The sequence below is a fragment of the Pontibacterium sp. genome, assembly GCF_041587635.1.
Taxonomy (GTDB): domain Bacteria; phylum Pseudomonadota; class Gammaproteobacteria; order Pseudomonadales; family Balneatricaceae; genus Pontibacterium.
In genome coordinates this window covers 1-26,075 of record NZ_JBFGYC010000002.1, presented here as the reverse complement: position 1 = coordinate 26,075, position 26,075 = coordinate 1, and the positions used below count along the sequence as shown (strand labels likewise).

The 26,075-nt window shown below is 51.3% G+C and carries 26 protein-coding genes; 16 read left to right on the top strand and 10 right to left on the bottom strand.

The window, feature by feature from the left end; translation table 11 throughout:
• Nucleotides 1-20: 20 nt before the first annotated feature.
• On the bottom strand, nt 21-1,019 hold the full coding sequence (gene epmB / locus ABYW01_RS00430; RefSeq protein WP_372830576.1) for an EF-P beta-lysylation protein EpmB: 999 nt from the start codon (nt 1,017-1,019) through the stop codon (nt 21-23).
• 177 nt (nt 1,020-1,196) lie between these two features.
• On the opposite strand from epmB, the gene efp reads away from it, so the two are divergent.
• The gene (gene efp, locus ABYW01_RS00425; RefSeq protein WP_193951568.1) at nt 1,197-1,760 is read left to right on the top strand and encodes an elongation factor P; all 564 of its coding nucleotides are present in this window, start codon (nt 1,197-1,199) and stop codon (nt 1,758-1,760) included.
• A 66-nt stretch (nt 1,761-1,826) separates the two neighbouring features.
• Nucleotides 1,827-2,813 (top strand): elongation factor P--(R)-beta-lysine ligase, encoded by a 987-nt coding sequence (gene epmA / locus ABYW01_RS00420; protein WP_372830575.1) that lies wholly within the window; start codon nt 1,827-1,829, stop codon nt 2,811-2,813.
• An 88-nt stretch (nt 2,814-2,901) separates the two neighbouring features.
• Here epmA and ABYW01_RS00415 read toward each other — a convergent pair whose 3' ends face one another.
• Complete coding sequence (locus ABYW01_RS00415) at nt 2,902-4,053, bottom strand: MalY/PatB family protein (protein WP_372830574.1); 1,152 nt, start codon at nt 4,051-4,053, stop codon at nt 2,902-2,904.
• Between the two features lie 359 nt (nt 4,054-4,412).
• On the opposite strand from ABYW01_RS00415, the gene ABYW01_RS00410 reads away from it, so the two are divergent.
• The 4 genes from ABYW01_RS00410 (at nt 4,413) to ABYW01_RS00395 (ending at nt 8,129) form a co-directional block, all read left to right on the top strand.
• Nucleotides 4,413-5,954, top strand: coding sequence for a 2-isopropylmalate synthase (locus ABYW01_RS00410; RefSeq protein ID WP_372830573.1), 1,542 nt, complete (start codon nt 4,413-4,415; stop codon nt 5,952-5,954).
• Between the two features lie 61 nt (nt 5,955-6,015).
• Nucleotides 6,016-6,882, top strand: a complete 867-nt coding sequence (locus tag ABYW01_RS00405; RefSeq protein ID WP_372830572.1) for a hypothetical protein — start codon at nt 6,016-6,018, stop codon at nt 6,880-6,882.
• A complete protein-coding gene (rimI, locus tag ABYW01_RS00400; protein ID WP_372830571.1) occupies nt 6,875-7,336 on the top strand; it encodes a ribosomal protein S18-alanine N-acetyltransferase in 462 nt (153 codons plus the stop codon). The genes ABYW01_RS00405 and rimI overlap by 8 nt, the downstream gene beginning before the upstream one ends.
• Before the next feature lie 124 nt (nt 7,337-7,460).
• Nucleotides 7,461-8,129 (top strand): energy-coupling factor ABC transporter permease, encoded by a 669-nt coding sequence (locus ABYW01_RS00395; protein ID WP_372830570.1) that lies wholly within the window; start codon nt 7,461-7,463, stop codon nt 8,127-8,129.
• 14 nt (nt 8,130-8,143) lie between these two features.
• On the opposite strand, the gene ABYW01_RS00390 is transcribed toward ABYW01_RS00395, so the two are convergent.
• Both ABYW01_RS00390 and ABYW01_RS00385 read right to left on the bottom strand, forming a co-directional pair.
• Complete coding sequence (locus ABYW01_RS00390) at nt 8,144-8,686, bottom strand: response regulator transcription factor (RefSeq protein WP_372830569.1); 543 nt, start codon at nt 8,684-8,686, stop codon at nt 8,144-8,146.
• A complete protein-coding gene (locus tag ABYW01_RS00385) occupies nt 8,679-9,932 on the bottom strand; it encodes an ATP-binding protein (RefSeq protein ID WP_372830568.1) in 1,254 nt (417 codons plus the stop codon). The genes ABYW01_RS00390 and ABYW01_RS00385 overlap by 8 nt, the downstream gene beginning before the upstream one ends.
• Before the next feature lie 223 nt (nt 9,933-10,155).
• Between ABYW01_RS00385 and ABYW01_RS00380 the strand changes: the two genes are divergently transcribed.
• Together ABYW01_RS00380 and ABYW01_RS00375 are read left to right on the top strand one after the other, a co-directional pair.
• Nucleotides 10,156-11,736: a peptide chain release factor 3 gene (locus ABYW01_RS00380; protein ID WP_372830567.1), complete on the top strand. Its 1,581-nt coding sequence runs from the start codon at nt 10,156-10,158 to the stop codon at nt 11,734-11,736.
• A gap of 75 nt (nt 11,737-11,811) precedes the next feature.
• Entirely contained in the window at nt 11,812-12,579 is a 768-nt protein-coding gene (locus tag ABYW01_RS00375) for a TatD family hydrolase (protein WP_372830566.1), read from the top strand.
• A gap of 11 nt (nt 12,580-12,590) precedes the next feature.
• Here the strand turns inward: ABYW01_RS00375 and ABYW01_RS00370 are convergent, their stop codons facing one another.
• Nucleotides 12,591-12,980 carry a hypothetical protein gene (locus ABYW01_RS00370; RefSeq protein WP_372830565.1) on the bottom strand — a complete coding sequence of 130 codons (390 nt, stop codon included), beginning with the start codon at nt 12,978-12,980 and terminating at the stop codon, nt 12,591-12,593.
• Nucleotides 12,981-13,089: 109 nt separating this feature from the next.
• A complete protein-coding gene (locus ABYW01_RS00365; protein ID WP_372830564.1) occupies nt 13,090-15,000 on the bottom strand; it encodes a beta-ketoacyl synthase in 1,911 nt (636 codons plus the stop codon).
• A gap of 319 nt (nt 15,001-15,319) precedes the next feature.
• Between ABYW01_RS00365 and ABYW01_RS00360 the strand changes: the two genes are divergently transcribed.
• Nucleotides 15,320-15,976: an OmpA family protein gene (locus ABYW01_RS00360; RefSeq protein ID WP_372830563.1), complete on the top strand. Its 657-nt coding sequence runs from the start codon at nt 15,320-15,322 to the stop codon at nt 15,974-15,976.
• A 38-nt stretch (nt 15,977-16,014) separates the two neighbouring features.
• On the opposite strand, the gene ABYW01_RS00355 is transcribed toward ABYW01_RS00360, so the two are convergent.
• Nucleotides 16,015-17,229 carry a flagellar assembly protein T N-terminal domain-containing protein gene (locus ABYW01_RS00355; protein ID WP_372830562.1) on the bottom strand — a complete coding sequence of 405 codons (1,215 nt, stop codon included), beginning with the start codon at nt 17,227-17,229 and terminating at the stop codon, nt 16,015-16,017.
• 185 nt (nt 17,230-17,414) lie between these two features.
• On the opposite strand from ABYW01_RS00355, the gene ABYW01_RS00350 reads away from it, so the two are divergent.
• Complete coding sequence (locus ABYW01_RS00350; RefSeq protein WP_372830561.1) at nt 17,415-18,086, top strand: FlgO family outer membrane protein; 672 nt, start codon at nt 17,415-17,417, stop codon at nt 18,084-18,086.
• The gene (locus tag ABYW01_RS00345; RefSeq protein ID WP_372830560.1) at nt 18,086-18,565 is read left to right on the top strand and encodes an LPP20 family lipoprotein; all 480 of its coding nucleotides are present in this window, start codon (nt 18,086-18,088) and stop codon (nt 18,563-18,565) included. Before ABYW01_RS00350 ends, ABYW01_RS00345 begins: the two co-directional genes overlap by 1 nt.
• 66 nt (nt 18,566-18,631) lie before the next feature.
• On the opposite strand, the gene ABYW01_RS00340 is transcribed toward ABYW01_RS00345, so the two are convergent.
• Genes ABYW01_RS00340 through map form a run of 3 tightly spaced genes read right to left on the bottom strand, consistent with a single transcriptional unit; the run spans nt 18,632 to nt 22,449 of the window.
• Nucleotides 18,632-18,928 (bottom strand): DUF1244 domain-containing protein, encoded by a 297-nt coding sequence (locus ABYW01_RS00340; RefSeq protein ID WP_372830588.1) that lies wholly within the window; start codon nt 18,926-18,928, stop codon nt 18,632-18,634.
• A gap of 33 nt (nt 18,929-18,961) precedes the next feature.
• Nucleotides 18,962-21,664, bottom strand: coding sequence for a [protein-PII] uridylyltransferase (locus tag ABYW01_RS00335; protein ID WP_372830559.1), 2,703 nt, complete (start codon nt 21,662-21,664; stop codon nt 18,962-18,964).
• 14 nt (nt 21,665-21,678) lie between these two features.
• Nucleotides 21,679-22,449 carry a type I methionyl aminopeptidase gene (map, locus tag ABYW01_RS00330; protein ID WP_372830558.1) on the bottom strand — a complete coding sequence of 257 codons (771 nt, stop codon included), beginning with the start codon at nt 22,447-22,449 and terminating at the stop codon, nt 21,679-21,681.
• Between the two features lie 319 nt (nt 22,450-22,768).
• Between map and rpsB the strand changes: the two genes are divergently transcribed.
• The 5 genes from rpsB to ABYW01_RS00305 form a co-directional block, all read left to right on the top strand.
• The gene (gene rpsB, locus ABYW01_RS00325) at nt 22,769-23,509 is read left to right on the top strand and encodes a 30S ribosomal protein S2 (RefSeq protein ID WP_372830557.1); all 741 of its coding nucleotides are present in this window, start codon (nt 22,769-22,771) and stop codon (nt 23,507-23,509) included.
• Between the two features lie 114 nt (nt 23,510-23,623).
• Nucleotides 23,624-24,481 carry a translation elongation factor Ts gene (gene tsf, locus ABYW01_RS00320; RefSeq protein ID WP_372830556.1) on the top strand — a complete coding sequence of 286 codons (858 nt, stop codon included), beginning with the start codon at nt 23,624-23,626 and terminating at the stop codon, nt 24,479-24,481.
• Nucleotides 24,482-24,579: 98 nt separating this feature from the next.
• Entirely contained in the window at nt 24,580-25,338 is a 759-nt protein-coding gene (gene pyrH, locus ABYW01_RS00315) for a UMP kinase (protein ID WP_193951590.1), read from the top strand.
• Nucleotides 25,328-25,885, top strand: coding sequence for a ribosome recycling factor (gene frr, locus ABYW01_RS00310; protein WP_372830555.1), 558 nt, complete (start codon nt 25,328-25,330; stop codon nt 25,883-25,885). Before pyrH ends, frr begins: the two co-directional genes overlap by 11 nt.
• A gap of 61 nt (nt 25,886-25,946) precedes the next feature.
• On the top strand, nt 25,947-26,075 hold a 129-nt coding region (locus ABYW01_RS00305; RefSeq protein ID WP_372830587.1), incomplete at its 3' end, for an undecaprenyl diphosphate synthase family protein.

The window sequence follows — 26,075 nt, the reverse complement described above, 5'->3', positions numbered from 1 at the left end:
CCTGAAGTCTTATTCTTCCATTAACTGGTGACAGTTGGTAGTACGGTTTTAGACGGACGATCAGGGATCTCCCGTGCGAGCTTCGGTACCAGATAACCGGGCAACTGAGCCTGTAGCTGGGTGACCAGCTTTTGGGCCTCTGCATCAGGAATATCAAAGTGTGCTGCACCGTCTACCGGATCAAGTACAAAGAGGTAATAGGGCAGAACACCCCAGCCAAACAATGATTCGTTCAGGTGTTTTAGTGCGGGGACTGAGTCGTTAATGCCGCGCAGCAGTACCGCCTGATTGAGCAGCGTGATACGTGCATCACGCAACGCATTTAATGCGTGGCCAACAGTTTCGTCGATCTCGTTTCCGTGGTTAACGTGTAACACGAGGGTTGTCTGCAGGCGACTCTCATTCAGGATCTTGAGCAACTCAGGCGTGACGCGTTCAGGAATGACAACGGGTAGTCGGCTATGGATGCGTAACCGCTTGAGATGGCGAATTGTACTTAGATCATTCACCAACCGCTGTAAGCGGTTATCGGAAACAGCTAAAGGGTCGCCCCCGGAGAGGATAACCTCTTCAATGCTGCTGTCAGTCCGAAGGTAGTTGAGCATGGTCTGCCACTGCTCGGGTCCCAAACGGTTCTCATCGTACGGGAAATGACGACGGAAACAGTAACGACAGTTGATCGCACACGCACCGGTCATAATCAGCAGCACACGGCCTTTATATTTATGCACGATTCCCTGATGGGGATTGTACTGAGCTTCCGATAAAGGATCCGCGACAAATCCGGTGACCTTTCGCGTTTCAGTGACAAGCGGTAGTACCTGTTTCAGCAATGGATCATCTGGATTGCCTTTCTCGATTCTACGCAGATAGGGCATCGGCACACGTAAAGGAAAGCCTTTTGCTGCTTCACGGGCCGGAGCCACAAGAGTCTCGGGCAGATCCAGTAGCCGGATCAGCTCGGCAGGGTCATCAATGGTATGGCTGAGCAGCTGTTGCCAACTGTCGAGGGAGGTCACCGGAAGATTCATGATGGGGAAAACAGGCCGCAGGGTGCAGTGAAAGTTGCTCGCATTCTCCTTTCAAGTAGAATAACTGTCAATTCTGGCGCCGGAACCCACTGTCGTAACTTGCAATTGCAGCAGAATGTCCCGAAATAGCGCCGCTATTCAGCTTTAACAGATATTGAGACAGTCATGGCAAATTACTCTACTAACCAGTTCAAAAACGGCCTGAAGGTAATGATCGACGGTGATCCATGTAACATGGTGGATGTCGAGTTCGTAAAACCGGGTAAAGGACAGGCGTTCACCCGTGTTAAATTGAAAAACCTGCTGTCTGGTCGTATTTGGGAACGTACTTTCAAGTCTGGCGAAAGCGTAGAAGGCGCTGACGTTATGGAAACAGACATGGAGTACCTCTACAGCGATGGTGAAATGTGGCACTTCATGGATCCGGCTTCTTTCGAACAGGTTGCTGCTGATTCAACGGCAGTCGGTGATTCTTACAAGTGGCTGAAAGAACAGAACAGCGTCATGATCACGTTGTTCAACAACAACCCAATCTCTGTTACACCGTCCAACTTCGTTGAGCTGGAAGTGACTGAAACAGATCCGGGCCTGAAAGGTGATACCGCGCAGGGTGGTTCTAAACCTGCAACGCTGAGCACGGGTGCTGTGGTACGTGTCCCGCTGTTTATCAACACGGGTGATGTACTGAAGATTGATACGCGTACCGGTGATTACGTATCCCGCGCATAACCGCTGGACACTGAAAGAAAACGGCAGCTTAGGCTGCCGTTTTGCGTTTCAGCCAGATAGAGAACGATGATGACGATAAATCCCGATCACTGGCAGCCTGCGGCTAGCATCGATAACTTACGTCAGCGGGCGGCCATTGTGGCGCAAATTCGCGCGTTTTTTGCGGACAGAGATGTGATGGAAGTGGATATGCCGCTGATGTCCCAGTGTGCGGTCAGCGATCCCTTTATCGATACGATCGAAACGCGTTATGCCGACTATGTGGGAGCAGAAAGTTATCCACTGTATCTGCAAACTTCGCCAGAGTATGCGATGAAACGGTTGCTTGCAGCGGGCAGCGGTGCGATCTATCAGCTAGGTAAGGCTTTCCGCAATGGTGAGTCTGGCAGTCGGCGCCACAATCCTGAATTCACCATGCTGGAGTGGTATCGACCGGACTTTAACGATCAGGTGCTGATGGATGAAGTGGAGGCTTTAGTCTGCCCGATATTGGGATTTGAAGCGGTTGAACGTCAGAGTTATGCACAGATCTTTCAGCAATATCTGGGATTCGATCCACACTCTGTAGCGTTGGATCAGCTGGTGGCCAAAACCCGACAGTATATTGATATTGATCTAAACGATGATGATCGGGATACGTGGTTAAATCTGCTGATGTCCCACGTGATCGAGCCAGAAATGGCTAAGCGGAATGCGGTGTTTGTCTATGATTATCCCGCATCACAGGCTGCGTTGGCTCAAGTACGTGTTGATCCTGAAGGACGTCCGGTTGCCGCGCGATTTGAACTGTTTGTGAAAGGCATCGAGTTAGCTAATGGCTACCACGAGTTGACGGACGCAGAAGAGCAGAAGCGTCGTCTGTTGAGCGATCAAAAGATTCGTTCGGAACTGGGATTGCCGCAGCGGCCTCTGGAGATGAGGCTGGTGAACGCATTACGTGCAGGTATACCGGATTGTGCCGGGGTCGCGCTGGGTGTGGATCGGCTTATTATGCTGGCACTGGGTGTCGCGTCGATTCAGGATGTGATCGCCTTTCCTATTGAGCGTGCCTGAATGCTGATTTGAAAATACGGTTATGGATTAAGGCCAGCAAATTGCTGGCCTTTTTTATCCCTGTTTATATTTTGGGAAGGAATAGGTATTACGCAGGAAGTTCGCCCAAAATAGCGCGCCGAATACGATTGACCGCTTCTTCGAGCAGTTCCCGGCGACAGCCAAAGTTGAGTCGCATAAAACGATCATCGCCGAAATCTCTGCCCGGTGACAGGCCAACACCTGCCTGTTCAAAGAAGTGAGCGGGGTTCTCAAGTTTTGCACCCGACACATCGATCCAGGCCAGATAGGTGGCTTCTATCGGCGCCAACTTTAAGCCGGGAATCTTGTTGATCTCGCGCACCAGGTAATCCCGGTTACGGCGCAGGTAATCGAGCTGTTGTGCATTCCACGCATCGCCATCTTTGTAGGCAGCAATTGCGGCTGTGAACCCCAGCAGATTGACGTCTGGCACGATCCCTTTCATCTGTCGGAGGAACTGCTGGCGTAACTGACGATCAGGGATAATGGCAAAGGAGCAGGCGAGACCGGCAATGTTGTAAGTTTTACTCGGTGCCATCAGGGTAATGCTGCGCGCTGCGATATCGTCATTCAGTGAACCCAGCGGAATATGCTTGAGGCCTGCTTCCAGAATCAGATCACAGTGGATCTCGTCTGAGCAAACAACCAGATCGTGTTTGATTGCGATATCTGCCAGCGCTTCCAGCTCTTCACGTCGGTATACAGCACCACCCGGGTTATGAGGGTTGCAGAACAGCAGCAGTTTAGACTCGGGGGTGATCGCGGCTTCGAGTGCTGTCAGATCGAGCGTCCAACGATTGTTGTTCTCGATCAGGGGCACTGATACCAGCTGGCGCTGGGACAGTCGCGGAGACGACATGAAAGGCGGGTATACCGGTTTTGGTGAGAATACCTGATCATCGGTTTCACCTACTGCGCGGCATGCCAGGTTGAGACCGCACACCAAACCAGGCAACCACACCAGCCAATCTTTCTCGATCGTCCAGCCGTAGAGATTTTGCATACGTTCGATGACTAAGGTATCCAGCTCATCGGGTGTATTGGTGTAACCAAATACGCCATGATCGATACGCTCATGGAGTGCTTCGGCGATGGCGGGTGGTGACATGAAATCTGTATCAGCGACCCACATCGGCAGCACGTCAGTATCGTTGTACTTTTCCCACTTCAGACTGGATGTATTGCTGCGGTCAATTGGACGGTCAAATTCGGTTACCATCGGCTGTAGTTCCTGTGCTGTTGAACGTTCGAGACATGGTTTTTTACGCCCTGCCATTGTAGCCATACAGGCTTGCAAATGGCTAACGGCACGTTATAGTACGTGGTCATAATATAAACCAAAAAACCGCATAGAACGGCCATGCAAAATTCAGGGTCCAGCCAGACAAGCAGTTCATCCGGTGCGCATTGCGCCGCCGCGACTCCTCTCTACCTGTCTCCTCTATCGGCCCTGCTACGACTGCCGTAAGGCAGTATACTTTCCATATAACTCCGTCTTTCTCCGTTTTTTAGTTTTTAACATATTCCGCGTCACGCTTAATTCTAAACGGGACGCAAATCAGATTTGGAGCATCTCCGATGAGTGACAACAATCGCGTCATTATTTTTGATACCACGTTGCGTGATGGCGAACAGAGCCCTGGCGCGTCCATGACTAAAGATGAAAAGCTGCGGGTAGCCAAACAGCTTGAGAAGATGCGTGTGGATGTGATCGAGGCCGGTTTTGCGATTGCCAGCCCGGGTGACTTCGAATCTGTACAGTCTATTGCGAATACCGTAAAAGACAGCACGGTATGCTCTCTGTCCCGCGCGCTGGATGCGGACATTGATCGTGCCGGTGAAGCGCTGAAAAATGCTAACTCAGGCCGTATTCACACCTTTATCGCCACATCGCCGATCCATATGAAGTACAAACTTCAGATGAACCCGGATCAGGTGGTTGAACAGGCGGTTCACGCAGTGAAGCGGGCACGTAACCTGATTGATGACGTCGAATTCTCGCTGGAAGATGCCAGCCGTTCTGAGCTGGACTTTATGTGCCGCATCATCGAAGAGGTGATTAAAGCGGGTGCACGGACGATTAACATTCCCGATACCGTGGGTTACGCGGTACCGGAAGAGTTTGGGCACACGATTGGTCAGTTGATCCAGCGGATTCCGAATGCGGATCAGGCGATCTTCTCTGTTCACTGCCACAATGACTTAGGTCTGGCAGTGACAAACTCCCTGGCAGCGGTTCAGGCCGGTGCACGTCAGGTTGAGTGTACGATTAACGGACTGGGTGAGCGTGCGGGTAACGCGTCGCTGGAAGAGATTGTGATGGCGATCCGTACCCGTCATGACCGTCTGGGCGTGACGACAGGTCTGGATACGACACAGATCGTGCCTGCCTCCCGTCTGGTATCCAGCGTCACCGGGTTCCCGGTACAGCCGAACAAAGCCATCGTCGGTGCGAACGCTTTTGCGCATGAATCCGGTATCCATCAGGACGGTGTCCTGAAACACCGTGAAACCTACGAAATTATGACGGCGCAGGATGTGGGTTGGAAAACCAACCGTATGGTCATGGGTAAACACTCGGGCCGTGCAGCATTCCGTAGCCGTTTGGAAGAGCTGGGCACCACACTGTCCTCCGATAAAGAGCTGAACGACGCATTTGCACGCTTCAAAGAGCTGGCGGACAAAAAACATGAGATCTTCGATGAAGATCTGGTGGCCTTGGTCAGTGATACACGGGCGACGGCCAGCAGCGAGAAGTTTAAGCTGAGCAGCATCTCCGTGACTTCGCAAACCGGTGAAACTCCGGTGGCAAAAGTTGTCATGATAATTGACGACGAAGAGCAAAGTGCTGAAGCAGCGGGCAGTGGTCCGGTGGATGCAGCCTTTAAAGCGATTGAAGCGATCGCTAACTCGGGGGCCAGTCTGCAGATCTATTCTGTCAATGCCGTAACCGAAGGCACCGACTCGCAGGGTGAAGTTACAGTACGCCTTGAGAACGGTGGCCGTATCGTAAACGGTCTGGGCGCCGACCTTGATGTTATTATCGCATCGGCAAAGGCGTACGTGCATGCTCTGAATATGCTGGATGCCAACATCCAGAAAGCACACCCACAGGTATAACGTCTTTAAACGGTAAGAGGCTATCTCTTGCCACAGGCTATGAATGGCAGGAGCGGTAGTCGTGATTGAAGAACAGCAGCGTCACCAATATCTGGAAGCGCTCGGTATCTCCAGCTGGCTACCGCGTGCAGAGTTGCCCGGTGCCGCGCCAACACCTGATTGGGTGTGGGATTTTAGTTATCCTGCACCTGACATCCCCTTTGCGGATACGAATACCGCGAATGCTGATACAGCAACGAAACCTTCTGTTTCAGCAGATCCTGCTGCTGCGCGTGCCAGCCTGACGCGCAGTTTTGCTTCAGGCCCTAAACCTGAAGTCAAAGAAGCGCTTTGGCGTGAGAAAAAAGCACCGCTTAAGCCGACGCAACCTGAAGAAGTATCCCCGCCTGAGAATGATGATGCGGTCGCTATTGAGGCGGCAACGCAAACTCCAAAACGTCCACAGCCCCGCTTTAAGTTGGCGCTGGCCCGATTCGGTCGTGTGCTACTGGTGGATAGTTTGCCGCCACAGTCACAGAACGACTTCTCTCCTTCTCATCAGGCCTTGGCTGGGGCGATTGTGCGTAGCGTGTGTAGTGCCGAGCAGGCGCTGCAGGGATCGCCATTTCTATTGCCCTGGCCGATGTTTGCCAGTCCTACCTTACCTCAGGGATATGATGAAGCACTGCAAACCGTGCAGCATAAACTGGATCGCTTACTGGCAGATGGTGGCGTAGATGTCGTTCTGCTGATGGGCGAAAGTGCGGCCCGGATGGTATTGGAGCGTGAAGAGGAATTGGCAGAACTAAGCGGTATTCTGTTTAGCGTGCGGGCGGATATTAAAGCGTTGGCGACTCACAGCCTGACAGAAGCGATGCAAGTACCCGGAATAAAACCGGTCATCTGGCACCAATTGCAGCCGTTGTTAAAGCACTTACAAAATGGCTGATACATTTGCCGATGTTGAGTTACGTCGTTTACAACCCGAGCACCTGGCTGACTGGTTGTTGATCGAAAAGGTAACTTTTCCTGATCCCTGGAGCGAGTCTCAGTTAGCTGGATTCCTTAAAAAAAATCGCTATCAGTGTTTTGGTCTGTTTCAGTTGAACCGTTTACTGGGGTTTTGCGTCTTCACAACAGTGCTTGACGAAGCCGAGCTGCTGCAGATCGCCGTAACACCCGCAGAGCAAGGACGGCGCCTAGCAAATCAGTTGTTTTTATTAGCGGCTGATAAGCTGGGAGCAGAGAATATTCATCGTATCCTGCTGGAGGTGAGGGTATCTAATACGCCTGCTGTGCAGCTGTACAAACGTCTGGGTTTTTCTGAAGACGGGGTGCGCAAAGGATACTATCCCACCACCACGGGTCGAGAAGATGCCTTGCTGATGAGTCTGAGTCTCTGATCCGCGGGCTGATTCAAATCAAGGTTCCTGTGATGTTTGCCGCTATCTTTCCGGCAGTCGTTATACTGCATGTGAAAAGACACAACTCCCACTGATACTGATCTTTCTCTACGGGACCCCAATCATGAGTATCTCTGTTGGCCTGCTGAGTGGCTACTGGTTCTGGCTTAGTCTGCTGATTTACTTGCCTGTGCTCGGGTTTGCGATGTACCGCGTGCCTTGGGGGGTGTTGAAGTCAAACCGCCGTTTGCAGCATTTTTTTCTGGGTGCAATGGTGTTCCTGATGGTGATGTGGAGTATGCGGGCAGGTATATCACCCGGGCTGGGCATTCACTTTTTGGGTGTCACGGCATTAACACTGATTTTTGGCTGGGACCTGGCTATTGTCGCCGGTACGTTTGCGTTGCTTGGGATGATACTGGTGGGGCGCGAAGGCTGGGACAGTTTGCCGATTAATGCGGTGTGTTCTGTCTTGTTACCGGTGATGGTGACAATGCTGGTGCTTAAGGTTGTTGAGGCTAAACTCACCAAGAATTTTTTTGTGTATCTGTTTCTCTGTGGTTTTTTTGGCGCGGGGATTGCGGCTGCATCGTCGGGGCTGGCGATGGGCCTGTTACTTTGGCTGGATGACGTATACAGCTGGAGTAAAATTAATCATGAATACGTGCGCTATCTGCCACTGATCATGTTCCCGGAAGGGCTGGTGAACGGCATTATCATCACCGGAATGCTGGTCTTTCACCCTGACTGGGTACGTACTTTCGACGCCAAGATCTATATCGATGATCAGTAAGAGGGCCTTCCCGGTTACTGTTTGACGGGACGCTTGGATAGTTTGCGTTGCAGTGTGCGGCGGTGCATACCCAATGCACGGGCCGTTGCTGAGACATTGCCATCGTGTTCGGCCAATATCTTCTGAATATGTTCCCATTCCAAGCGGTTCACCGACATAGGTTGTTGGGTGACTTCCATATCAGGGTCGGCCTGTTGCTTGCCCAGTGCCGCCAATATTTCATCCGCATCAGCGGGTTTCGGCAGATAGTTCGTTGCCCCTAGTTTGATCGCTTCAACGGCGGTGGTGATGCTTGCGTAGCCGGTCAGTACCAGAATGAGCATGCTGTCGTTGGCTGTCCGCAAACTCGGAATTAATGTCAGCCCCGAAGCGGTATCCATTTTCAGATCCACCGTGGCCAGATCGGGTATCCGTTGTGTCAGTGAGGTCTCAGCTTCTTCAACGCTATGCGCGACTGATACCTCCAGCCCGCGACGTTTCATGGCGCGGGCGAGAATACGAGTGAATGTTGGATCATCGTCGACAATCAGCAGAGACTTGCCAGCTAGTTCAGTCATCCAATTGGCTCCTTGGAATAATCACTTCCGTCAAAGTGCCACCATCGGGGTGGTTGTACAGGCGCACACTACCATCATAGCGGGCGAGTGTGGTTGCAGTAAGAAACAGCCCAATGCCTAAACCACGGCCTTTGGTGGTCACGAAGGGTTTGCCCAGATTGTCATGCGCTTCCAGTGACAGTCCGGGTCCCTGATCGTGGATGAGCAGAGTGATATCGTTTGTGTCCCAGCTCAGATTGATCGCTATATTTTTTGGCTGCGCATCTGCTGCGTTGTTCAGCAGGTTCAAAATTGACTGGCGTAGCGACGTGCTGTTTTTTATATCCGGTACAGTGCCTTCCGTGTCGACTTCAAGTTTAAAGGTAACCTCGGGGCGTTGGATGCTCCACTGTTCGATAACGTCATCCAGTATATTGCTGAATGCCTCCTCTCTCTGGCTGGACTGCTCCTCCTGAACGGAGCGGGCAAACTGCTGCAGGCGATCGCTACAGGCATCAATCTGCTGCCGCATCAGCGCCAGATCTTCCATAAGGTCAGGGTTTCCGTGATGTTCGGCCTGCAGTTCGCTGACCAGAACCCTAAGGGTGCTCAGCGGTGTCCCTAGTTCATGGGCTGTACCGGCCGCCATCGTTGCCAGTGATAGCAGCTGCTGATCGTTAATACGTTTCTCCCGTTCCTCTTCCAGCCGTTCCTGCTGGCGATGCATCGATTGACGCATACGGACAATAAACCAAGTGACAACGCCTACCGTCAGGATGAAGTTAATCCACATGCCGGTGATATGCAGATCGAACAGGTTAAGCAGGGCGTGCTGGTGGCGTGATTCAGCTTCAATAATGGGGATGAAGTAAAACAGCAACGAGCTATAAATACCGACAACCAGGCCGCCCATGATCAGGCTCAGGCGTTGTGAAAGCGTGGCCGTACAGATAATCAAAGGGACCAATAGCAGGAAAATAAAGGGATTGGTGGCGCCGCCGGTCTGGAACAACAGGCATCCATAGAGCACAACATCGGCAACTAACTGGGTAAAAAACTCCGGTTCTGTCACCGGCCAGTCTGAGCGCAGACGGGCGTATGTTGCTACGTTAAGCAACGCCAGTGCCGCCAGTGTCGAGGCCAAAATCCAAACATTGAGAGAAGCCTGCAGAATGTAAAGTGCAAACAGTATCGCAGCGCTTTGTCCGAACAGGGTGACCGTGCGGATGTAGGTGAGTTGGAGAAGATTGTTGTGATGGTTAGCCATGGGGGCAGATTATACCCGACGAATACTCAAAGCGAGCAGGGCAAAATGTCGCAGGGGCTTATTTGCAGGTGGCTTTAAGACACGGATAGGACGCGTATAACGGTTTTTCCCGTAACTTTGATTGAGTCCTTTAGCCAGATCGGCGAAAATACCGTCCATCTCATTTCAATTATGCACCCGGGTTGTGAAATACCCGACTGCATCAGTCAGAAGAATTCGTTTAATGTCACATGTTGCTCAGCAAGTCGGCAAACGCCGGACTTTTGCGATCATATCGCACCCGGATGCGGGTAAAACCACCATCACCGAAAAACTGTTGTTGTTCGGAAACCTGATCCAGACAGCGGGTACGGTTAAAGGCAAAAAAAGCGACCGCCATGCAACGTCTGACTGGATGTCCATGGAGCAGGAGCGTGGTATTTCGATCACCTCCTCCGTGATGCAGTTTCCATACAAAGAACGCATGGTTAACTTGCTGGATACGCCGGGACACGAGGATTTCTCTGAGGATACTTACCGGACACTCACCGCCGTAGACAGTGCGCTGATGGTGGTGGATGGGGCTCAGGGTGTCGAGGACCGGACCATCAAGCTGATGGACGTGTGCCGTCTGCGTGACACGCCGATCTTCTCCTTTGTGAACAAGATGGACCGTGATATTCGCGATCCGATTGATCTGCTGGATGAGATTGAAGCCGTACTGAAAATTGAAGCCGCCCCGATTACGTGGCCGATTGATATGGGTAAGAGCTTCAAGGGTGTATACAACCTTTACACCGATACCATCCATGTATTCCAGCCGGGTAAAGGTCATACCATCCCTGAAGATGTTCAGATTCAAGGCATTGAATCGGCAGAAGCCAAAGAGCTGTTGGGAAACATCTATGACGATTACGTGGAAGAGATTGAGCTGGTACGTGGTGCAACCCATGAGTTTGATCGGGATGCTTTCTTGGCGGGTACTCTGACACCCGTGTATTTCGGTACGGCGTTAGGCAACTTTGGTGTGCGTGAAATGCTGGATGGCTTTGTTGAATGGGCGCCAGCTCCCATCAGCCGTCAGACTGTGGGCCGTACTGTTGAAGCGGAAGAGGAAAAATTCTCCGGTTTCATCTTTAAAATCCAGGCCAATATGGACCCGAAACATCGTGACCGTATTGCCTTCATGCGTATCTGCTCCGGTAAATACAGTCGTGGTATGAAGATGAAGCATACCCGCATCAACAAGGATGTGAAGATTGCTGATGCGGTGACCTTTGTTGCCGGTGACCGGGAAAACGTCGAAGAGGCGTGGTCTGGTGACATTATTGGTTTGCACAACCACGGTACGATCCAGATTGGTGATACGTTTACCGAAGGTGAAGCACTGAAATTTACCGGTATCCCGCACTTTGCGCCGGAGATTTTCCGTCGGGTGCGTCCTATTGATCCGCTGAAGATGAAGCAGTTGCAGAAAGGTTTGCAGCAGCTGTCTGAAGAGGGCGCGGTGCAGCTGTTTATGCCAGAGAAGAACAATGATCTGGTGTTGGGTGCGGTGGGTCAGTTGCAGTTTGATGTGGTTATGTTCCGCCTCAAGGACGAATACAAAGTGGATTGTGTGTACGAAGCCGTCAACGTGAACACCGCCCGCTGGGTGGAGTGTGACGATGAGAAGATGCTGGCGGACTTTAAGCGCAAGGCTTACGACAATATCGGCTACGATGGCGCGGGCTTGTTGACCTATCTGGCACCGACGCGTGTCAATCTGAGTTTGACTCAGGAACGCTGGCCGGACGTGCTGTTCCGCGCTACACGCGAACATTGATTCCCGTACGTTGAGGTGTTTCTAAAAAGCCCGCTAGCAGATCTCTGTTAGCGGGCTTTTTGCTATTATCGGATCATGAGTATTCAACTGATTGATACGCACTGTCATCTGGACTTTGAGGTGTTTGATGGCTGGCGCGAACGGCTGTTGGCTGATGCCCGGTCGGACAATGTAACCCGCTTTGTGGTTCCTGGTGTGACGGCTGATGATTGGCCTAGATTATTAGCGACCTGTGATGCCAAGGGGTTGTATCCTGCATTGGGTATGCATCCATGTTTCTTAGATCAGCATAAGGCATCGCAGCTGGAGCAGTTGAAGCTGCTGTTATCGCTTAATCCGGTGGTTGCGGTGGGAGAGATCGGACTGGATTTTTTTGTACCGAATCTGGATCAGGAAAAACAGATCGAGTTATTCACAAGGCAACTGGAGATCGCCAAGGAGTTTCAGCTGCCCGTGTTGCTGCATGTACGCAAAGCCCACGATCAGGTGTTGAAGCTGCTGCGTCAGCTTAAGTTGGCGCGGGGAGGGATTGTCCACGCGTATTCGGGCAGTGAGCAGCAGGCTGAACACTATATTGAGCTGGGATTTAAGTTAGGTATAGGTGGAAGTCTGACCTACGACCGCGCGAAGAAATTGCGCAGGATTGTGATGAATCTTCCATTGGATGCTTTTGTACTGGAAACGGACGCGCCAGATATACCATTGGCAGGGTATCGTGGTGAGCCTAATCAGCCGAAGCGGCTACGTGAGGTGGCTGAGGTGTTTGCTGAGTTAAGGGGCATCAGTCTTGAAGAGCTGGCGCAATGCACCTCGGCAACCGCACGTAAACTGTTACGACTCTGAATATCTGACCGTTATCGGAAACTCTTTCCGTTTGACTCGTAGAGATCGTATTGCTCCTGTTCCAGATGGTACCAGACGCTGTTGGTGGCAACATTTCGTGGTATCAGATAGCTAAAGTCGCTGATCTGTTTGACTTCGTATTGTTTGCCCGGAGGAGCCAGCATCAGCTTGACTAGCTGTCGTACATTCCAGCTTTCAGATGTCGATGGCAGCTGATATGCACGAGCGATTTGGTGCTCATTGTGGGAAGGATATATCAGTTCCAAATTGAGACAGTTGCTGTTGCCGGAATAGCAGAGCTGGGTGCGATCCAGGTTCAGCGTGTAATAGCCGGGTTCGGAGGTCATATTTGATGTGCAGCCGACCAGAGCAAACAGGCCCGCTACGAGTGGTATTCGCATGTTCATGGTTTTCTGCCGATTTTTGGGGGATACCCCAAATTGGACTGCGGCAAATGCGAATAGTTTTGACGGAATGAACAGCCTTATTCAGGCTGTTCATAGTTGGGTGTCAGCAGAGGTCTTTGTAAGGATTTTCGACGGCCAGATCCACAGGGTTCTCGTATCCTGGCAGGCGGATCTCTTTATCCGTGATCTGCAGGTCATCACCGCCAAGTACGTTGTGATCATAGAGATAGATCGGGCGGGCGGTACCCTGAGTCGCTTCTTCGTCGTACGCTGCCGCGACAGCACTCACCTGTTCGCGTTTCTTCAGGTATGCAGTCATTGCGCTTTCGCCATAACGGCGACGCAGCATATTCTCGGCGATATGTGGACCCAGCACTGGAGCAGATGCGTTGTTACCACCAAATCCCTTAGAATTCAGTAGAACGCTGTCCATACCCTGAGCTCCCACTTCGATATGCTGATTGCTCAGCTGCAGGTTGCTCTGGTGGATATCGTCTGCGAATGCGGGTGTGGTTAGAATCCCCGGAATGTAGCCATAAGCCCATGTTCCCAGTGACGTGCTCAGCTGATCTCCGCCTGCGGTCCCTTGAGAGTGGCCCAGATATGACTTTATCGCAGCAACAGGCCAGCTTTCGATGCCAAATGCTTTCGCGGTTTCATTGATGACATGGGATTCGGTCACGCGGTTCTGCGGAGTACTTGTACCATGCGCCTGTACAAAGCTACGCTGCTGGAGGGATTCCTCACCTAACATCTCACGTACCATCGAAGCGGCTTTGCCGAGTGTGATGTAGTTACCCACACCCGGTGCGGAGATTGATTTCTTGTGACCGTCAGCATTGACGAAGACATCAGGTACAACACCGAACACCTGTGCGCCCAGCTCCATGGCCAGATCGTCGCTCATGAGCAGTGCAAACTGGCTGGATTCACCCATCGTGAAGCCACAGTTCTGTCCAAATGGTCGGCAGGCCCGGCGATAATCTTCGTCTGAAAGGGATGAGAGTCCATCCAGAGCCAGTAGGTCTTTATCTTCAGCCAGTGCGCCCATCACGCGGAAGCCTTCAATGACTTCAGGGGTAACGGGTGCATCACTGCCGCCGACCAATACAACCTTACGCCGACCAGAACGAATATCGTTTACGGCACTGCGCAGGTTATAGAGGAAGGTTGCGCATGCACCCAGTGCGCCACCGGTAACACCCACGCTACCTAGTACGTATGCGTTCACAAAATCGGCTGGCATCTGAGCATAACCCAATGGCATCTGCTTGGAGGTGGTACGTTTGCCCAGTGCCGGGTATTTTGTCAGACCACCAAAGCCAAAGTCGTCCAGCTGGCCGATGGAGTTGCTGGCATAGACGCCCACTTGGTCTGGAGATACTTTTGCTGCGATCTGCTCAAATGGGATACCGCTGGAGCGTAATGCATCAGATGCACCGAATACGGTCATCTGAAGATTGCGCGGGTGGTTGCGGGATTGATACAGCTTGCCGGGCTCAAAGCCTGTTGGTAGCTGCCCGGCTGCTTTGACCTGCGCTTCTTTAGTATCCGGGAAAATAACGTCCAGAGATTCTGAAACTACAATGTCGAATACCCCGGGTGTCGACTCGGTTACCTGCCAGTTGGCGGGAATATTTTGTGGCATCTGGCGTTTACGTAGCTGAAACCGAAGTTCACCTTCACTGCATTTCAGTTTCGCCGGTTTGTTAAACATTACCTTGTTGACGTCAAACCAATCCGGATGGATTTTTCGGATCAGGGTGTTGTCCAGCACCTGTTGTTCAACTGAAGTCAGCAGATCCTGTACGGAAAGTGTCTCGCCAGTGCTGTTTTTGTAATGGCCATCTTCATAGCTGGCCAGTCCGGTCAGTGTTGCCAATCCAATAAGGGTTGTCTCTCGGCTTTGGGTATCCAGCTTGTCAATAATCAGGCGTCGATAAGCGTGATGAAATGATGCGCGACCCGCAGGATTGATACCACCAAAACCTACGATGAGAGGCAGCTGAGACAAAGGGAACTCCTTGGATTGGATGTACTCAATGAGTGTGGCTGAAATTTTCGGCATCACGATGGCCTGTGTGCCCAGTTAACACCGTTTTATGACACCGTTTTTGGGTAGCGGTGTTCAAAAAAGTGTTTCTGTTACTAATCGGTCATTTTATCGGTTGTTCAGGGGGGTGACTAGGGATAAATGACAGCTTTTCGGTTTTGTAAGAAATCAGAAACATGTATGCGGTATGACGGGCTGTTTAAGCTATGGTTCAGTTAGCAAAAGTAGACTGAAAACATACTGGGTGAGCCTGCCGTTCAAGTTTTTAAGAGAGATTGCTATGAGAAAGTTAATTTACGTATGTATTACTGCTGCGGTGTTGTCAGGTTGTCAGACGATTGATCCGTATACCCGCGAACAAAAAACCGGCAATGCCGCTAAAGGGGCCGGTATCGGTGCTGTTGCCGGTGCTGTGTTGGGAGCTGCGGTATCAAGTAAAAAGGATCGTGGTAGAGGTGCGCTGACAGGCGCGCTGGTAGGTGGCGCTGTTGGGGGTGGTATTGGTTATTACATGGACCAGCAGGAAGCGTTATTGCGTCAGGAGCTGGAAGGAACAGGCGTGAGCGTTCAGCGACAGGGTGATGATATTCGCCTGATTATGCCGGGTAATGTGACCTTTGGGACCGACTCCACACGTATCGATGGCGGTTTCTATCCGGTATTGGATTCTGTGGTTAAGGTGCTGATGAAGTTTGATAAGACCGTGATGGCGGTGGATGGCTTCACCGACAGTACGGGCAGCTTTGAATACAATCAGCAGTTATCTGAAGCGCGTGCGGCGGCGGTGGCAAATTATCTCGCAGGTTCCGGAATCGAACGCCTGCGTATCAGTACGCAGGGATACGGAGAGCGTTATCCGATTGCTGATAACGGCTCTGCATCCGGTCGGGCGCAGAACCGCCGCGTTGAGATCAATATCCGCGGTCAGCGTACTTAAGTGAAGGGTACTTTCCGCAATCGAGTGTGGATGTTGATTTAGTCTGACACGACAATGTCGCCCGGCAGGATGTTCTGATGCTGGGCGATATTCACCAGATGGCCTTGTATGAAGTTTGGGTGTACCTCGTCCACGACCAGCGTCCGTTTAGTGTTGCTCAGCTGGTGGGTCGGTCGCATTTGTACGTCAAAAAATGTTGAACGGTGCAGAACGTTGAATTTATCACCCGGCTTGATGCCTGTGCGTTCTCCCGCGTGAAACCAGATCTGGTTGTTCTCTATGCGGGTAATGCGGGCGGAAAAAGGTCGGCAACGAAGATTGCTTTCCAGTTCCCCAACCATCTGATCGATCAGTTTAGTGACAGCCTGTCCATATTCCTGATGAGCAAACGCCTGACTGTTAAAGCCTGCCTTGAGTTCTTGAGGTAAGCTCCATATCCCTTGTGTCTGGTATCGGCGCTCCAGTAGCAATGCACCACTGAAACCGTCATGGATAAACAGGTCTAGCTGAAAGTTACGCAAGTGTTTGCGGCTGCGATAATCCAGTCGGTTGTACAGATCTACAAAGTAGTTATCTTCCGAATGTGTACGGGGGTCTGACATCGCCATATCCCGAATAACACCCGAGACAATAAATTGCGTGTCCAGATTGTTTACATTCGCCGCCACCGAGGTCAGGGCGCCGTCATCCAATTGGCGGCTGGCAGCAGTTTGAAGGGTCGGAAAGATATTAAGATGGGTTGCTTTAAAAGGCTGCAGGTTGCCGCGAGCCGAAAGCTGGCTGGCGATGAGGTTGGGGAGTTCCCATGCTGTATCGCCCAGTCCGCCTACATTCCCTTGTGCTGGGTGCTCTAATGGGAAAGCGGCAATCGCGATAGATTTCAGGAAGCGGTCACCGTGACCGTTTTTGCAGCCTGTATCGGTGAATACCTCGGCACTGATGCGCACAGTGAGAATACTTCCGGATATCTGCTCATCGATGACTTGGACGTTTTCAACCTGACCCAATGTGGTGATCTGCATATTGTCGATCTCCAGAATGCCATCGCGTACTTGCTGGCTGCTGGAAACGTAGACGGCTGCTTGCATTGATGCCTGCTGGGTTGCTGCGGTAATGGCTGCTTTTCGAGCGGCGTTCAGGTTGTTGTCCTGAATAACGGCCTGTCCCTCGGCTTCTACCGTGAGTGCCTGCGCATAGAGATGGGGCATTAGCAGGGCGATAAGCAGGATGAATTTGTGCAAAGCGTTAAACATATTCAGAGTCTGACCGACAACTAGGTAATGTCCGGTTAACAGTATGCAATTGCATTGGGCTTGTAAACCAGCACAAGTCTGGCTCCGCAAGTCTGCTGGTGCTGCATGAGGCTGTACGATGGAGACTGGCAGAAACTGGCAACCAAAGTATGTTAGATTGTCTGCAGACGAGAGACGGATACTACATGATGAAAAAGCTTCTGCTGCTTTCCTTTCTGATTTCGGGGTGTACCTGGCAAGGGTTTGGTGCAAATCCCGTTCCAGAGCAACCGGTTGTGATACCTGTACCAGAAGTGCAGGAGCCGGTCATCAGTAGTGCAGGGTTATCAAGTATCGATGTCGACGATCAGATTTATGATCCGGTGAGTGAGGCTGTTGCACAGTTAGCCGTTCAGTTACAGGAAGGGTTGCAGGCCAACCGTGTGCAGCGTTTGCCTATGGCGGTCATGCCATTTGTCGATTTGAGCCGCGCCCGAGAACGTTATACGGGCGTGTTGGGTGAGCGGCTGGGCGAGAATATTGTCTATCAGCTGCAGCAAGGCCGTTACAACCTGATCGATTACCGAGCGGTTAGTTTGCTCACCACCGCTCGCGATCCGCTGACCAAACAAAATATGTCGAGTCTGCGTAATCGTTATCGAATCTACTTTCTGCTCACGGGGACCTATGCCCGCTATCCCGACGGTATAGTGATCAATGCCCGCGTATTGGATACTACAACCCGTCAAGTTCTGGCTTCCGGGCAAACGCATCTGCCGGATAGCCGGCTGGAGGGCGGTACGCCGGGTTATGATCCGATGAAAGCCCTGCAGAAAGGGATGATTATTGAAAACAGTCTTGGGCCGGTAGGGCAGTAATGAATAAATTGGATACACTGTGTAAAGCACTGTTTTTGTTTGTGTCTGTTGCTGTGCTGTCAGGATGTGAGACGGCATCTCGCTCATTGGTGGAGTTTGCTGAAGCGTTGCCTGATGCACCGCGGACTATGGAAACCGTGGAGGCGAAAGCCCCTGAGTGGGTGCGGGCGACAGGTTATGCGCCGATCAGTTTGCAGTCAGGTCAGACCAAAGAGCACAAAATGATCCAGGCTATGCGGGCGTCAAAATTGCGAGCCTATCAAGAGTTAACTGCAATCGTTCACGGTCAGTATCTGTTTGGTACCACGGCCGTGCGCGACATGGTGGTGCAGAACGATCAGTTCAAGACGGCTGTGTCCGGGATTGTACGTGGCGCGCGGTTGGTGAAGAGCTATCCGGTGCAGGATGATGTTTATGCGACAGTACTGGAAGTGGATGTAAACCAATTGCAGAGGGCGTGGATTAAGTCCAGCGAGTGAGGTTGATAGGTTGGGCGTACCGAATAAAAGGTAAGCCCAACCGGATGTCTTAAGCAAAGAAAGGAATTATTTGCCTTTTTGGGTCGCTTCAAATTGAGCCAGCTGTTGCGGTGTGGCTTTTTCCTGGTATTTATCTTTCCAGCTATTGTACGGTTCGCCATAGATGACTTCGCGCGCTTGCTCGTAGTCCATCTCTACGCCGCGCTCTTCAGCCGCTGCGCGATACCACTTTGACAGGCAGTTACGGCAGAATCCGGCCATAATCATCAGGTCGATATTCTGCACATCTTTGCGGTTATCAAAATGCTCCAGCATGCGGCGAAATGCGGCGGCTTCAATCTCGGTCTGTGTCTGTTTATCCATCATTTTTCTCGATTTTGTCTGACCGTCGCCAGATCAGGATTCTTGTTGATGTATGTGCTCGTCCAGTTGCTGGCAGATATCGCTCTGCAGCCGCTGGCACAAAATAGGATCGGAAATCGGCTGGCCAGATTCATCGGTGATAAAGAAGAAATCTTCTACACGTTCGCCGATGGAGGTGATCTTGGCCTTGTGGACGGAGACGTTGTTTTCCACAAAAATGCGGCCAATACGTGCCAACAGTCCCGGCCTGTCAGGTGTGATGACTTCCAGTACGGTTTCCTGACTCATCGGATCGGTACTGATATTTACCGTGGTGGGAGTGGCAAACAGTTTTAGCTGACGCGGGACGCGGCGGTGGATAATTTCTGGATAATCTTCCGGATCGTCCAGCGCCTCAACCATGCGTTGCTGGATTTCGTTCAGATAATCCGGGTTTTCCGACAGCGGTTGGTTGTCTTCGGTGAGCACTGTGTAGGTGTTCAGCGTACGTTGGTTGTCGGTGACGATGACGCGCGCGTCCTGGATACTCAGGTGCAGTTGGTCGAGTGTTGCGACGGAGGCTGCAAACAGGTTGGGCAGGTCTCGCATGTACACAAAGATCTCTGTTGCGCCTTCATGTAGCCGGTGAGATGTCTGACGGATCAGAACCAGTGGAACGTCGGTGTCGTGGTGTTCCAGAATTGCGCGGGTATGCCACGCAATACTCTGGGACGTCTCGCGCAGGAAGTAGTCATCGCCCAGCGTTGACCAGAACTCCAGAATCTCTGATTCATGCAGGCCATGGCGGGTCAGGACGATCATCGCCTCGTGCTGGACTTGCTCAATCAGATCTTCTTTTTCGATCGGGTTTTCAAGGCCGCGGCGCAGTGTGCGTTTCGTTTCAGTATAGAGGGTGCGCATCAGTGTGGCGCGCCAGTTATTCCAAAGCGTGTGGTTGGTTGCGTTAATGTCTGCCAGCGTCAGGACATAGAGATAATCCAGATGCGTAATGTCGTGCACCTGTTCCGCAAACGTCTGGATGATCTCAGGATCGGAAATGTCTTTGCGTTGCGCGGTCATCGACATAAGCAGGTGATTGCGTACCAGCCAGGCAACGAGATGACTGTCCCAGCGTCCCAGATGATGACGTTCGCAGAAATCCATCACATCCTCGGCCCCGAGTTCGGAATGATCTCCGCCACGGCCTTTGCCAATGTCGTGATAGAGCGCCGCGATGTATAGCAGTTCTATTTTTGGTAGCTGGTTGACGATGCGATGCGCGATCGGGAATTGCTCGCGGTAGTCGTTGTGTCGGAACTGGCGGGTTTTCTGGATCACTTTGAGTATATGGGCGTCCACGGTGTAAATGTGGAACAGGTCGTGCTGCATCTGGCCGACAATTTTTCCGAATTCCGGCAGATATAGACCCAAAATGCCGTACTTATTCATCCGTTTGAGTTCTGTTGATACCTTATCGGGGCAGCGTAGAAGTTCCATAAACAACGAGGTGTTGCGAATGTCGTTGCGGAACTCATCGTCAATCAGGTGTCTGTGATCCCTTATCAGGCGGATCGTGGATGCTCTTACACCCTTTATCTGGCTGTTGGTGGCCATCAGGACGAAGATTTCCATCAGCGCAAAGGGATGGTGTTCAAATACGGTGTCGTAAATGACGTCGATGAAGTTGTTGTGAAGTTGGAAGCGATTGTTCAGGGGGAGAATAACTTGCTCATCCTCTGCCCGCAGGATGGCTTCATCAAAGTGTTGCAGTAGCATATGGTTAAATTCCGACATCGCTTTCGCCACGCGGTAGTATTTCCCCATAAACTGTTCGACGGCCAGTTCGCCTTCTGAATCGGAGTAACCAAAGATCTCGGCCAGTGCGCGCTGGTGGTCAAAAAGCAGGCGGTCATCGTGGCGGTTGCAGACCATATGCAGTGCGTAACGAACGGTCCACAGGTAAAGCTCACCCTTGTTCAGGGTGTCCAGCTCACTGTCGGTGAGGAAGCCATCGTCTACCAGATCGCGGATATAGGTTGAGCCAAAATGGCGCTTCGCAACCCAGCCGATAGTTTGCAGGTCTCGCAGGCCTCCTGGAGAGTTTTTAAGGTTGGGCTCCAGGTTGTACTCGGTATTGTTGGTTTTTTCGTGGCGGTCCAGCTGCTCGCTGATTTTCGCACGGAAAAACTCTTTGTCGGTCCATGCGCCTTCTGATGTGACTTCATCATAAACGCGGGTGTGCAGCTCGCCGCTACCAACGATGGTGCGGGATTCAATCAGATTGGTGGCTATGGTGACATCGTTTTGGGCTTCTTCGTAGCATTCGGTGATCGTGCGAACGCTGGAGCCAATATCGAGGTTAATGTCCCAGAGGAGCGTCAGGAAACCGCTAATAGAGTCGTGATAGCTTTCTGGCTCTATACCGTCAATCAGGATCAGAATGTCCACATCTGAACATGGGTGGAGCTCGCCACGGCCGTAGCCGCCGACGGCGATCAGTTCGATGTGTTTGCTTTCAGGCCAGTCATAACGCTGCCAAATGGCTTCAAGTACCATATCCATGACCCAGGCGCGGCCATAGATTAGTTTACGAATGTCTTCGCCGGCTTTGAAGCGCTCATCCATTCGCTCCCGGACCCCTTTGAGGGTTTCTTTCAGGAGCGGAATCGGTTGCTTGCTTGCGGCAAGGGCCTGGCGGAATTCGTCAACGTTAAACAGTTCTTCGTCGGCAACCTGGTGGTGGGCAGCATTTGACATTATGGCTTCCTGAATTAGATCGTTTCGCCTTTGCGCAGCGTCAGTACTTCGTAGCCGTCTGCGGTAACCAAAATGGTGTGTTCCCACTGCGCTGATGGGCGGCGGTCAGCTGTTTCTACTGTCCAGCCGTCGTGCTTGTTCAGTTTTACGTGACGTTTGCCAGCATTCACCATGGGTTCAATAGTGAAGATCATACCTTCCTGCAGTTCGGCGCCGGTGCCTGCTTTGCCGTAGTGTAGAACCTGGGGGTCTTCATGGAATTCTGCGCCAATGCCGTGGCCGCAATATTCACGTACGACCGAGTAGTGATTGGCTTCGGCGTGCTGCTGGATAATGGCACCAATATCGCCCAGACGGGTGCCAGGCTTCACCAAACGGATGCCCTTGTATAGGCACTCCAGTGTGACGTCGACCAAGCGGCGTGCGTGTGCTTGTTCTTTGCCAACAAAAAACATTTTGCTGGTATCACCGTGGTAGCCATCTTTGATGACAGTAATATCGACATTGATAGTATCGCCATTCTTCAGTGGTTTGTCGTTTGGGATACCGTGGCAAACTACCTGATTGACTGATGTGCAGATTGATTTCGGAAAACCGTGATAATTCAGTGGCGCAGGGATGGCGTCTTGTTGGTTGACGATATAGTCGTGACAGATCTGGTTCAGCTCGTTAGTTGTAACGCCCGCCTGGATGTGTGGCTCTATCATCTCCAGAACCTCTGCCGCCATACGGCCGGCTACGCGCATTTTTTCGATTTCTTCGGGGGTCTTGATTTTGATGGTCATCTTCAGGGGTCCGTTAAGTACTCAACACAGAGCTTTGATTCAGGCTATTCTGCCTTATATGGCGAGTATGCAATACCGTCGTCTGTAGAATAATTTGTACGCAGACGTTTGCTTATCGACTGATTGTATCAATGCAGGCGATGAAAGCGAATGCGCCCTTTAAAAATAGGGTTCAATATGGTATAAATCCGCGCTCGAAAAATGCGCTCTGCGCACTACATAAAACACACACGCTCCGTCACATCGTTCAGGGTGCCTCATTTTTGAGGTTGGGCAATGGGGAGTGTGGAGGTTTAACCCAATCTTACAGGATTTTAAAATGGCTAAAATTAGCATGCGCGACCTGCTGAAAGCAGGTGTTCACTTCGGTCACCAGACTCGCTACTGGAATCCAAAGATGTCTAAATTCATCTTTGGTGCTCGTAACAAGATCCATATCATCAACCTGGAGCACACTCTGCCTGCACTGAATGGTGCACTGGATGTTGTTCAGGGTATGGCTACTAACAAGAACAAAGTTCTGTTTGTTGGTACAAAACGAGCTGCTAGCAAAATCATTAAAGACGAAGCTGCGCGCGCAGGTATGCCTTATGTCAACCATCGCTGGTTGGGTGGCATGCTGACTAACTACAAGACTATCCGTCAGTCTATCCGTCGTCTGCGTGATCTGGAATCCCAGGCTCAGGATGGTACCTTCGAACAGCTGACCAAGAAAGAAGCTCTGATGCGTCAGCGCGAAATGGACAAGCTGGAACGCTCCATCGGTGGTATCAAAGACATGGGCGGTCTGCCTGACGCGCTGTTCGTAATCGATGTTGATCACGAGCGTATCGCAGTTAATGAAGCAAACAAGCTGGGTATCCCGGTTATTGGTGTTGTTGATACTAACAGCAACCCAGACGGCATTGACTACGTTATCCCTGGTAACGACGATGCGCTGCGTGCGATTCAGATCTACGTTCAGTCTGCTGCTGATGCTTGCCTGGAAGGTTCCGAGGTGGTTTCTGGTGCTAAAGGCGAGTTCGTAGAAGTTGAAGAAAATCAGGCAGCTGCAGAGTAATCCTGCTGTCAAGGATGCCTGATACAGTTTGGTGGCAGGCATGAAGGGGAGCGTAGCTCCCCTTTTTTCGATTTTTGATTTAAAGCTTTAATCTTATTGATAGAGGTATTCAACATGGCATTCTCTGCTAAGGACGTGAAAGAACTGCGCGACCGTACTGGCCTGGGTATGATGGAGTGTAAAAAAGCTCTGGCGGCTGTAGACGGTGATATCGAGAAAGCGATCGAAGATCTGCGTAAAGCGTCTGGCATGAAGGCAGCTAAAAAAGCTTCCCGTACTGCGGCAGACGGTGTTGTTGCAGTTAAAGTTGCTGACGACAACAGCTATGCAGTTGCGCTGGAAGTTAACTCTGAAACTGATTTCGCAGCACGTGACGAAGGCTTCCTGGCATTCGTTAACACTGTGCTGGATAAAGCAGTTGCAGACAAGCAGACTGACGTTGCAGTGCTGATGGACGGTGAACTGGAAGTTGCTCGTGAAGCACTGGTTCAGAAAATCGGTGAGAACATCACTGTACGTCGTACCGTTGTTGTAGAAGGCGGTGTTGTTGGTGCTTACGTTCACAGCAACGCTAAAATTGCAGCAATCGTTTCTCTGGAAGGCGGCGACGCTGAAACAGCTAAAGACGTTGCAATGCACGTTACTGCTGTAAACCCACGTGTTGTCAGCAAAGAAGACATGCCGGAAGACGTGGTTGCTAAAGAGAAAGAGATCATCCTGGCGCAGTCTGATATGGCAAGCAAGCCTGCAGAAATCGCTGAGAAGATGGTTGTTGGTCGTATCAACAAATTCCTGGCGGAAAACAGCCTGGTTGAGCAGGCGTTCGTTAAGAACCCTGAGCAGAAAGTTGCTGCTTTCGTTAAAGCTGCTGGCGGCGAAGTTAAGTCTTTCGTACGTATAGAAGTTGGCGAAGGTATCGAAGTTGAGCAAGTTGACTTCGCTGCAGAAGTTGCTGCACAGCTGAAAGGCTAAGCAACGCTTAAGCCCCCGGTTGCGCATGTTTCTGCATGCGCAACCCTCTCTTTTCCTGATACACTCTTGTGACCTCATTTCGAGCGGAGAATTCTTAGATGCCTGCCACTGAAAAACAGTCTAAATACAAAAGGATACTGCTGAAGCTTAGCGGCGAAGCGTTGATGGGTGATGAGAATTTCGGTATAGATCCGAAGGTGCTGGACCGTATGGCCTTGGAAATTGGCCAGTTGGTAGGTATTGGTGTTCAGGTCGGCATTGTGATTGGTGGTGGTAACTTGTTCCGTGGCGCTGCGCTGAGTGCGGCGGGTATGGATCGAGTAACCGGTGATCACATGGGGATGCTGGCAACAGTGATGAATGCGCTGGCTATGCGCGATGCGCTGGAGCGCAGTAATATCGCAACCCGTGTTATGTCTGCCATTCCTATGAGTGGTGTTGTAGATCATTATGATCGTCGAAATGCGATGCGTTATCTTAATCAAGGTGATGTGGTGATCTTCTCTGCGGGTACGGGTAACCCGTTCTTTACGACTGATTCAGCCGCCTGTTTGCGTGGTATCGAGGTAGAAGCTGACGTCGTAATCAAGGCTACAAAGGTAGATGGTGTATTCACCGCAGATCCGATGAAGGATCCATCTGCTAAACGATATCTTCACTTGGGTTACGATGAAGCTATCGAGAAACAACTGGGCGTTATGGATTTGACGGCAATTTGTCTGACCCGTGACCATGATATGCCTATTCGTGTCTTCAATATGAATAAGCCGGGTGCGCTGGCGAATCTAGTACTAGGCGGTGACGAAGGTACGTTGATTGATCGTTGCGACGAGGTGGGAGAAAAATATGCTGAATGAGATTGCGCAGGACGCTGAAACGCGTATGAAAAAAAGTGCTGACGCACTGGTGGATAACTTTAAAAAGATTCGTACCGGTCGCGCGCACCCAAGTATTCTGGAGACAGTTCAGGTGCCTTACTATGGTTCTGACGTTCCTCTGTCTCAGGTCGCTAACATCTCGGTTGAAGATGCACGTACTTTGTCGATTGTCCCTTGGGAAAAGCCGATGGTACCTGTTATTGAGAAGGCGATCATGAAGTCTGATCTGGGTCTGAACCCTTCTACATCAGGTGAAAATATTCGTGTTCCAATGCCTGCTTTGACGGAAGAAACGCGTAAAGGCTATATTCGCCGAGCGCGTGCTGAAGCAGAAAATGCACGTATCGCCATTCGTAATATTCGCCGTGATGCAAACGGCGACCTGAAAGACCTTCTGAAAGAGAAAGAGATCACAGAAGACGACGAGCGTCGTGGTGAAGATCGCGTTCAGAAGCTGACCAATCAGTTTGTTGCTGAAGTAGATAAGCTGCTGGAGCAAAAAGAAGCTGATCTGATGGAAATCTAAGGAAGGTGCCGGGGTGCCTGGCACCCCAATTTCCTATTACCTGCCCATGTCTAAAGATACTATGACCGATTCTTCGAAAGTAAATCCGCCTCCCAGACATGTTGCAATTATCATGGATGGTAATAACCGTTGGGCCAAAAGCCGGGGGCTGCCAAGTTTGGCAGGCCATAAAGCGGGTGTTGATGCTGTT

Bases quoted from the DNA above. Each gene is read 5' to 3' on its own strand.
- ABYW01_RS00415 (WP_372830574.1), bottom strand. From the start codon at position 4,053: ATGGTAACCGAATTTGACCGTCCAATTGACCGCAGCAATACATCCAGT.
- rimI (WP_372830571.1), top strand. From the start codon at position 6,875: ATGGCTGATACATTTGCCGATGTTGAGTTACGTCGTTTACAACCCGAG.
- ABYW01_RS00410 (WP_372830573.1), top strand. From the start codon at position 4,413: ATGAGTGACAACAATCGCGTCATTATTTTTGATACCACGTTGCGTGAT.
- map (WP_372830558.1), bottom strand. From the start codon at position 22,449: ATGACCATCAAAATCAAGACCCCCGAAGAAATCGAAAAAATGCGCGTA.
- ABYW01_RS00335 (WP_372830559.1), bottom strand. From the start codon at position 21,664: ATGTCAAATGCTGCCCACCACCAGGTTGCCGACGAAGAACTGTTTAAC.
- frr (WP_372830555.1), top strand. From the start codon at position 25,328: ATGCTGAATGAGATTGCGCAGGACGCTGAAACGCGTATGAAAAAAAGT.
- ABYW01_RS00395 (WP_372830570.1), top strand. From the start codon at position 7,461: ATGAGTATCTCTGTTGGCCTGCTGAGTGGCTACTGGTTCTGGCTTAGT.
- ABYW01_RS00385 (WP_372830568.1), bottom strand. From the start codon at position 9,932: ATGGCTAACCATCACAACAATCTTCTCCAACTCACCTACATCCGCACG.
- rpsB (WP_372830557.1), top strand. From the start codon at position 22,769: ATGGCTAAAATTAGCATGCGCGACCTGCTGAAAGCAGGTGTTCACTTC.
- ABYW01_RS00380 (WP_372830567.1), top strand. From the start codon at position 10,156: ATGTCACATGTTGCTCAGCAAGTCGGCAAACGCCGGACTTTTGCGATC.
- ABYW01_RS00340 (WP_372830588.1), bottom strand. From the start codon at position 18,928: ATGGATAAACAGACACAGACCGAGATTGAAGCCGCCGCATTTCGCCGC.
- tsf (WP_372830556.1), top strand. From the start codon at position 23,624: ATGGCATTCTCTGCTAAGGACGTGAAAGAACTGCGCGACCGTACTGGC.
- ABYW01_RS00355 (WP_372830562.1), bottom strand. From the start codon at position 17,229: ATGTTTAACGCTTTGCACAAATTCATCCTGCTTATCGCCCTGCTAATG.
- ABYW01_RS00390 (WP_372830569.1), bottom strand. From the start codon at position 8,686: ATGACTGAACTAGCTGGCAAGTCTCTGCTGATTGTCGACGATGATCCA.
- efp (WP_193951568.1), top strand. From the start codon at position 1,197: ATGGCAAATTACTCTACTAACCAGTTCAAAAACGGCCTGAAGGTAATG.
- ABYW01_RS00345 (WP_372830560.1), top strand. From the start codon at position 18,086: ATGAATAAATTGGATACACTGTGTAAAGCACTGTTTTTGTTTGTGTCT.
- pyrH (WP_193951590.1), top strand. From the start codon at position 24,580: ATGCCTGCCACTGAAAAACAGTCTAAATACAAAAGGATACTGCTGAAG.
- ABYW01_RS00375 (WP_372830566.1), top strand. From the start codon at position 11,812: ATGAGTATTCAACTGATTGATACGCACTGTCATCTGGACTTTGAGGTG.
- ABYW01_RS00350 (WP_372830561.1), top strand. From the start codon at position 17,415: ATGATGAAAAAGCTTCTGCTGCTTTCCTTTCTGATTTCGGGGTGTACC.
- epmA (WP_372830575.1), top strand. From the start codon at position 1,827: ATGATGACGATAAATCCCGATCACTGGCAGCCTGCGGCTAGCATCGAT.
- ABYW01_RS00360 (WP_372830563.1), top strand. From the start codon at position 15,320: ATGAGAAAGTTAATTTACGTATGTATTACTGCTGCGGTGTTGTCAGGT.
- ABYW01_RS00370 (WP_372830565.1), bottom strand. From the start codon at position 12,980: ATGCGAATACCACTCGTAGCGGGCCTGTTTGCTCTGGTCGGCTGCACA.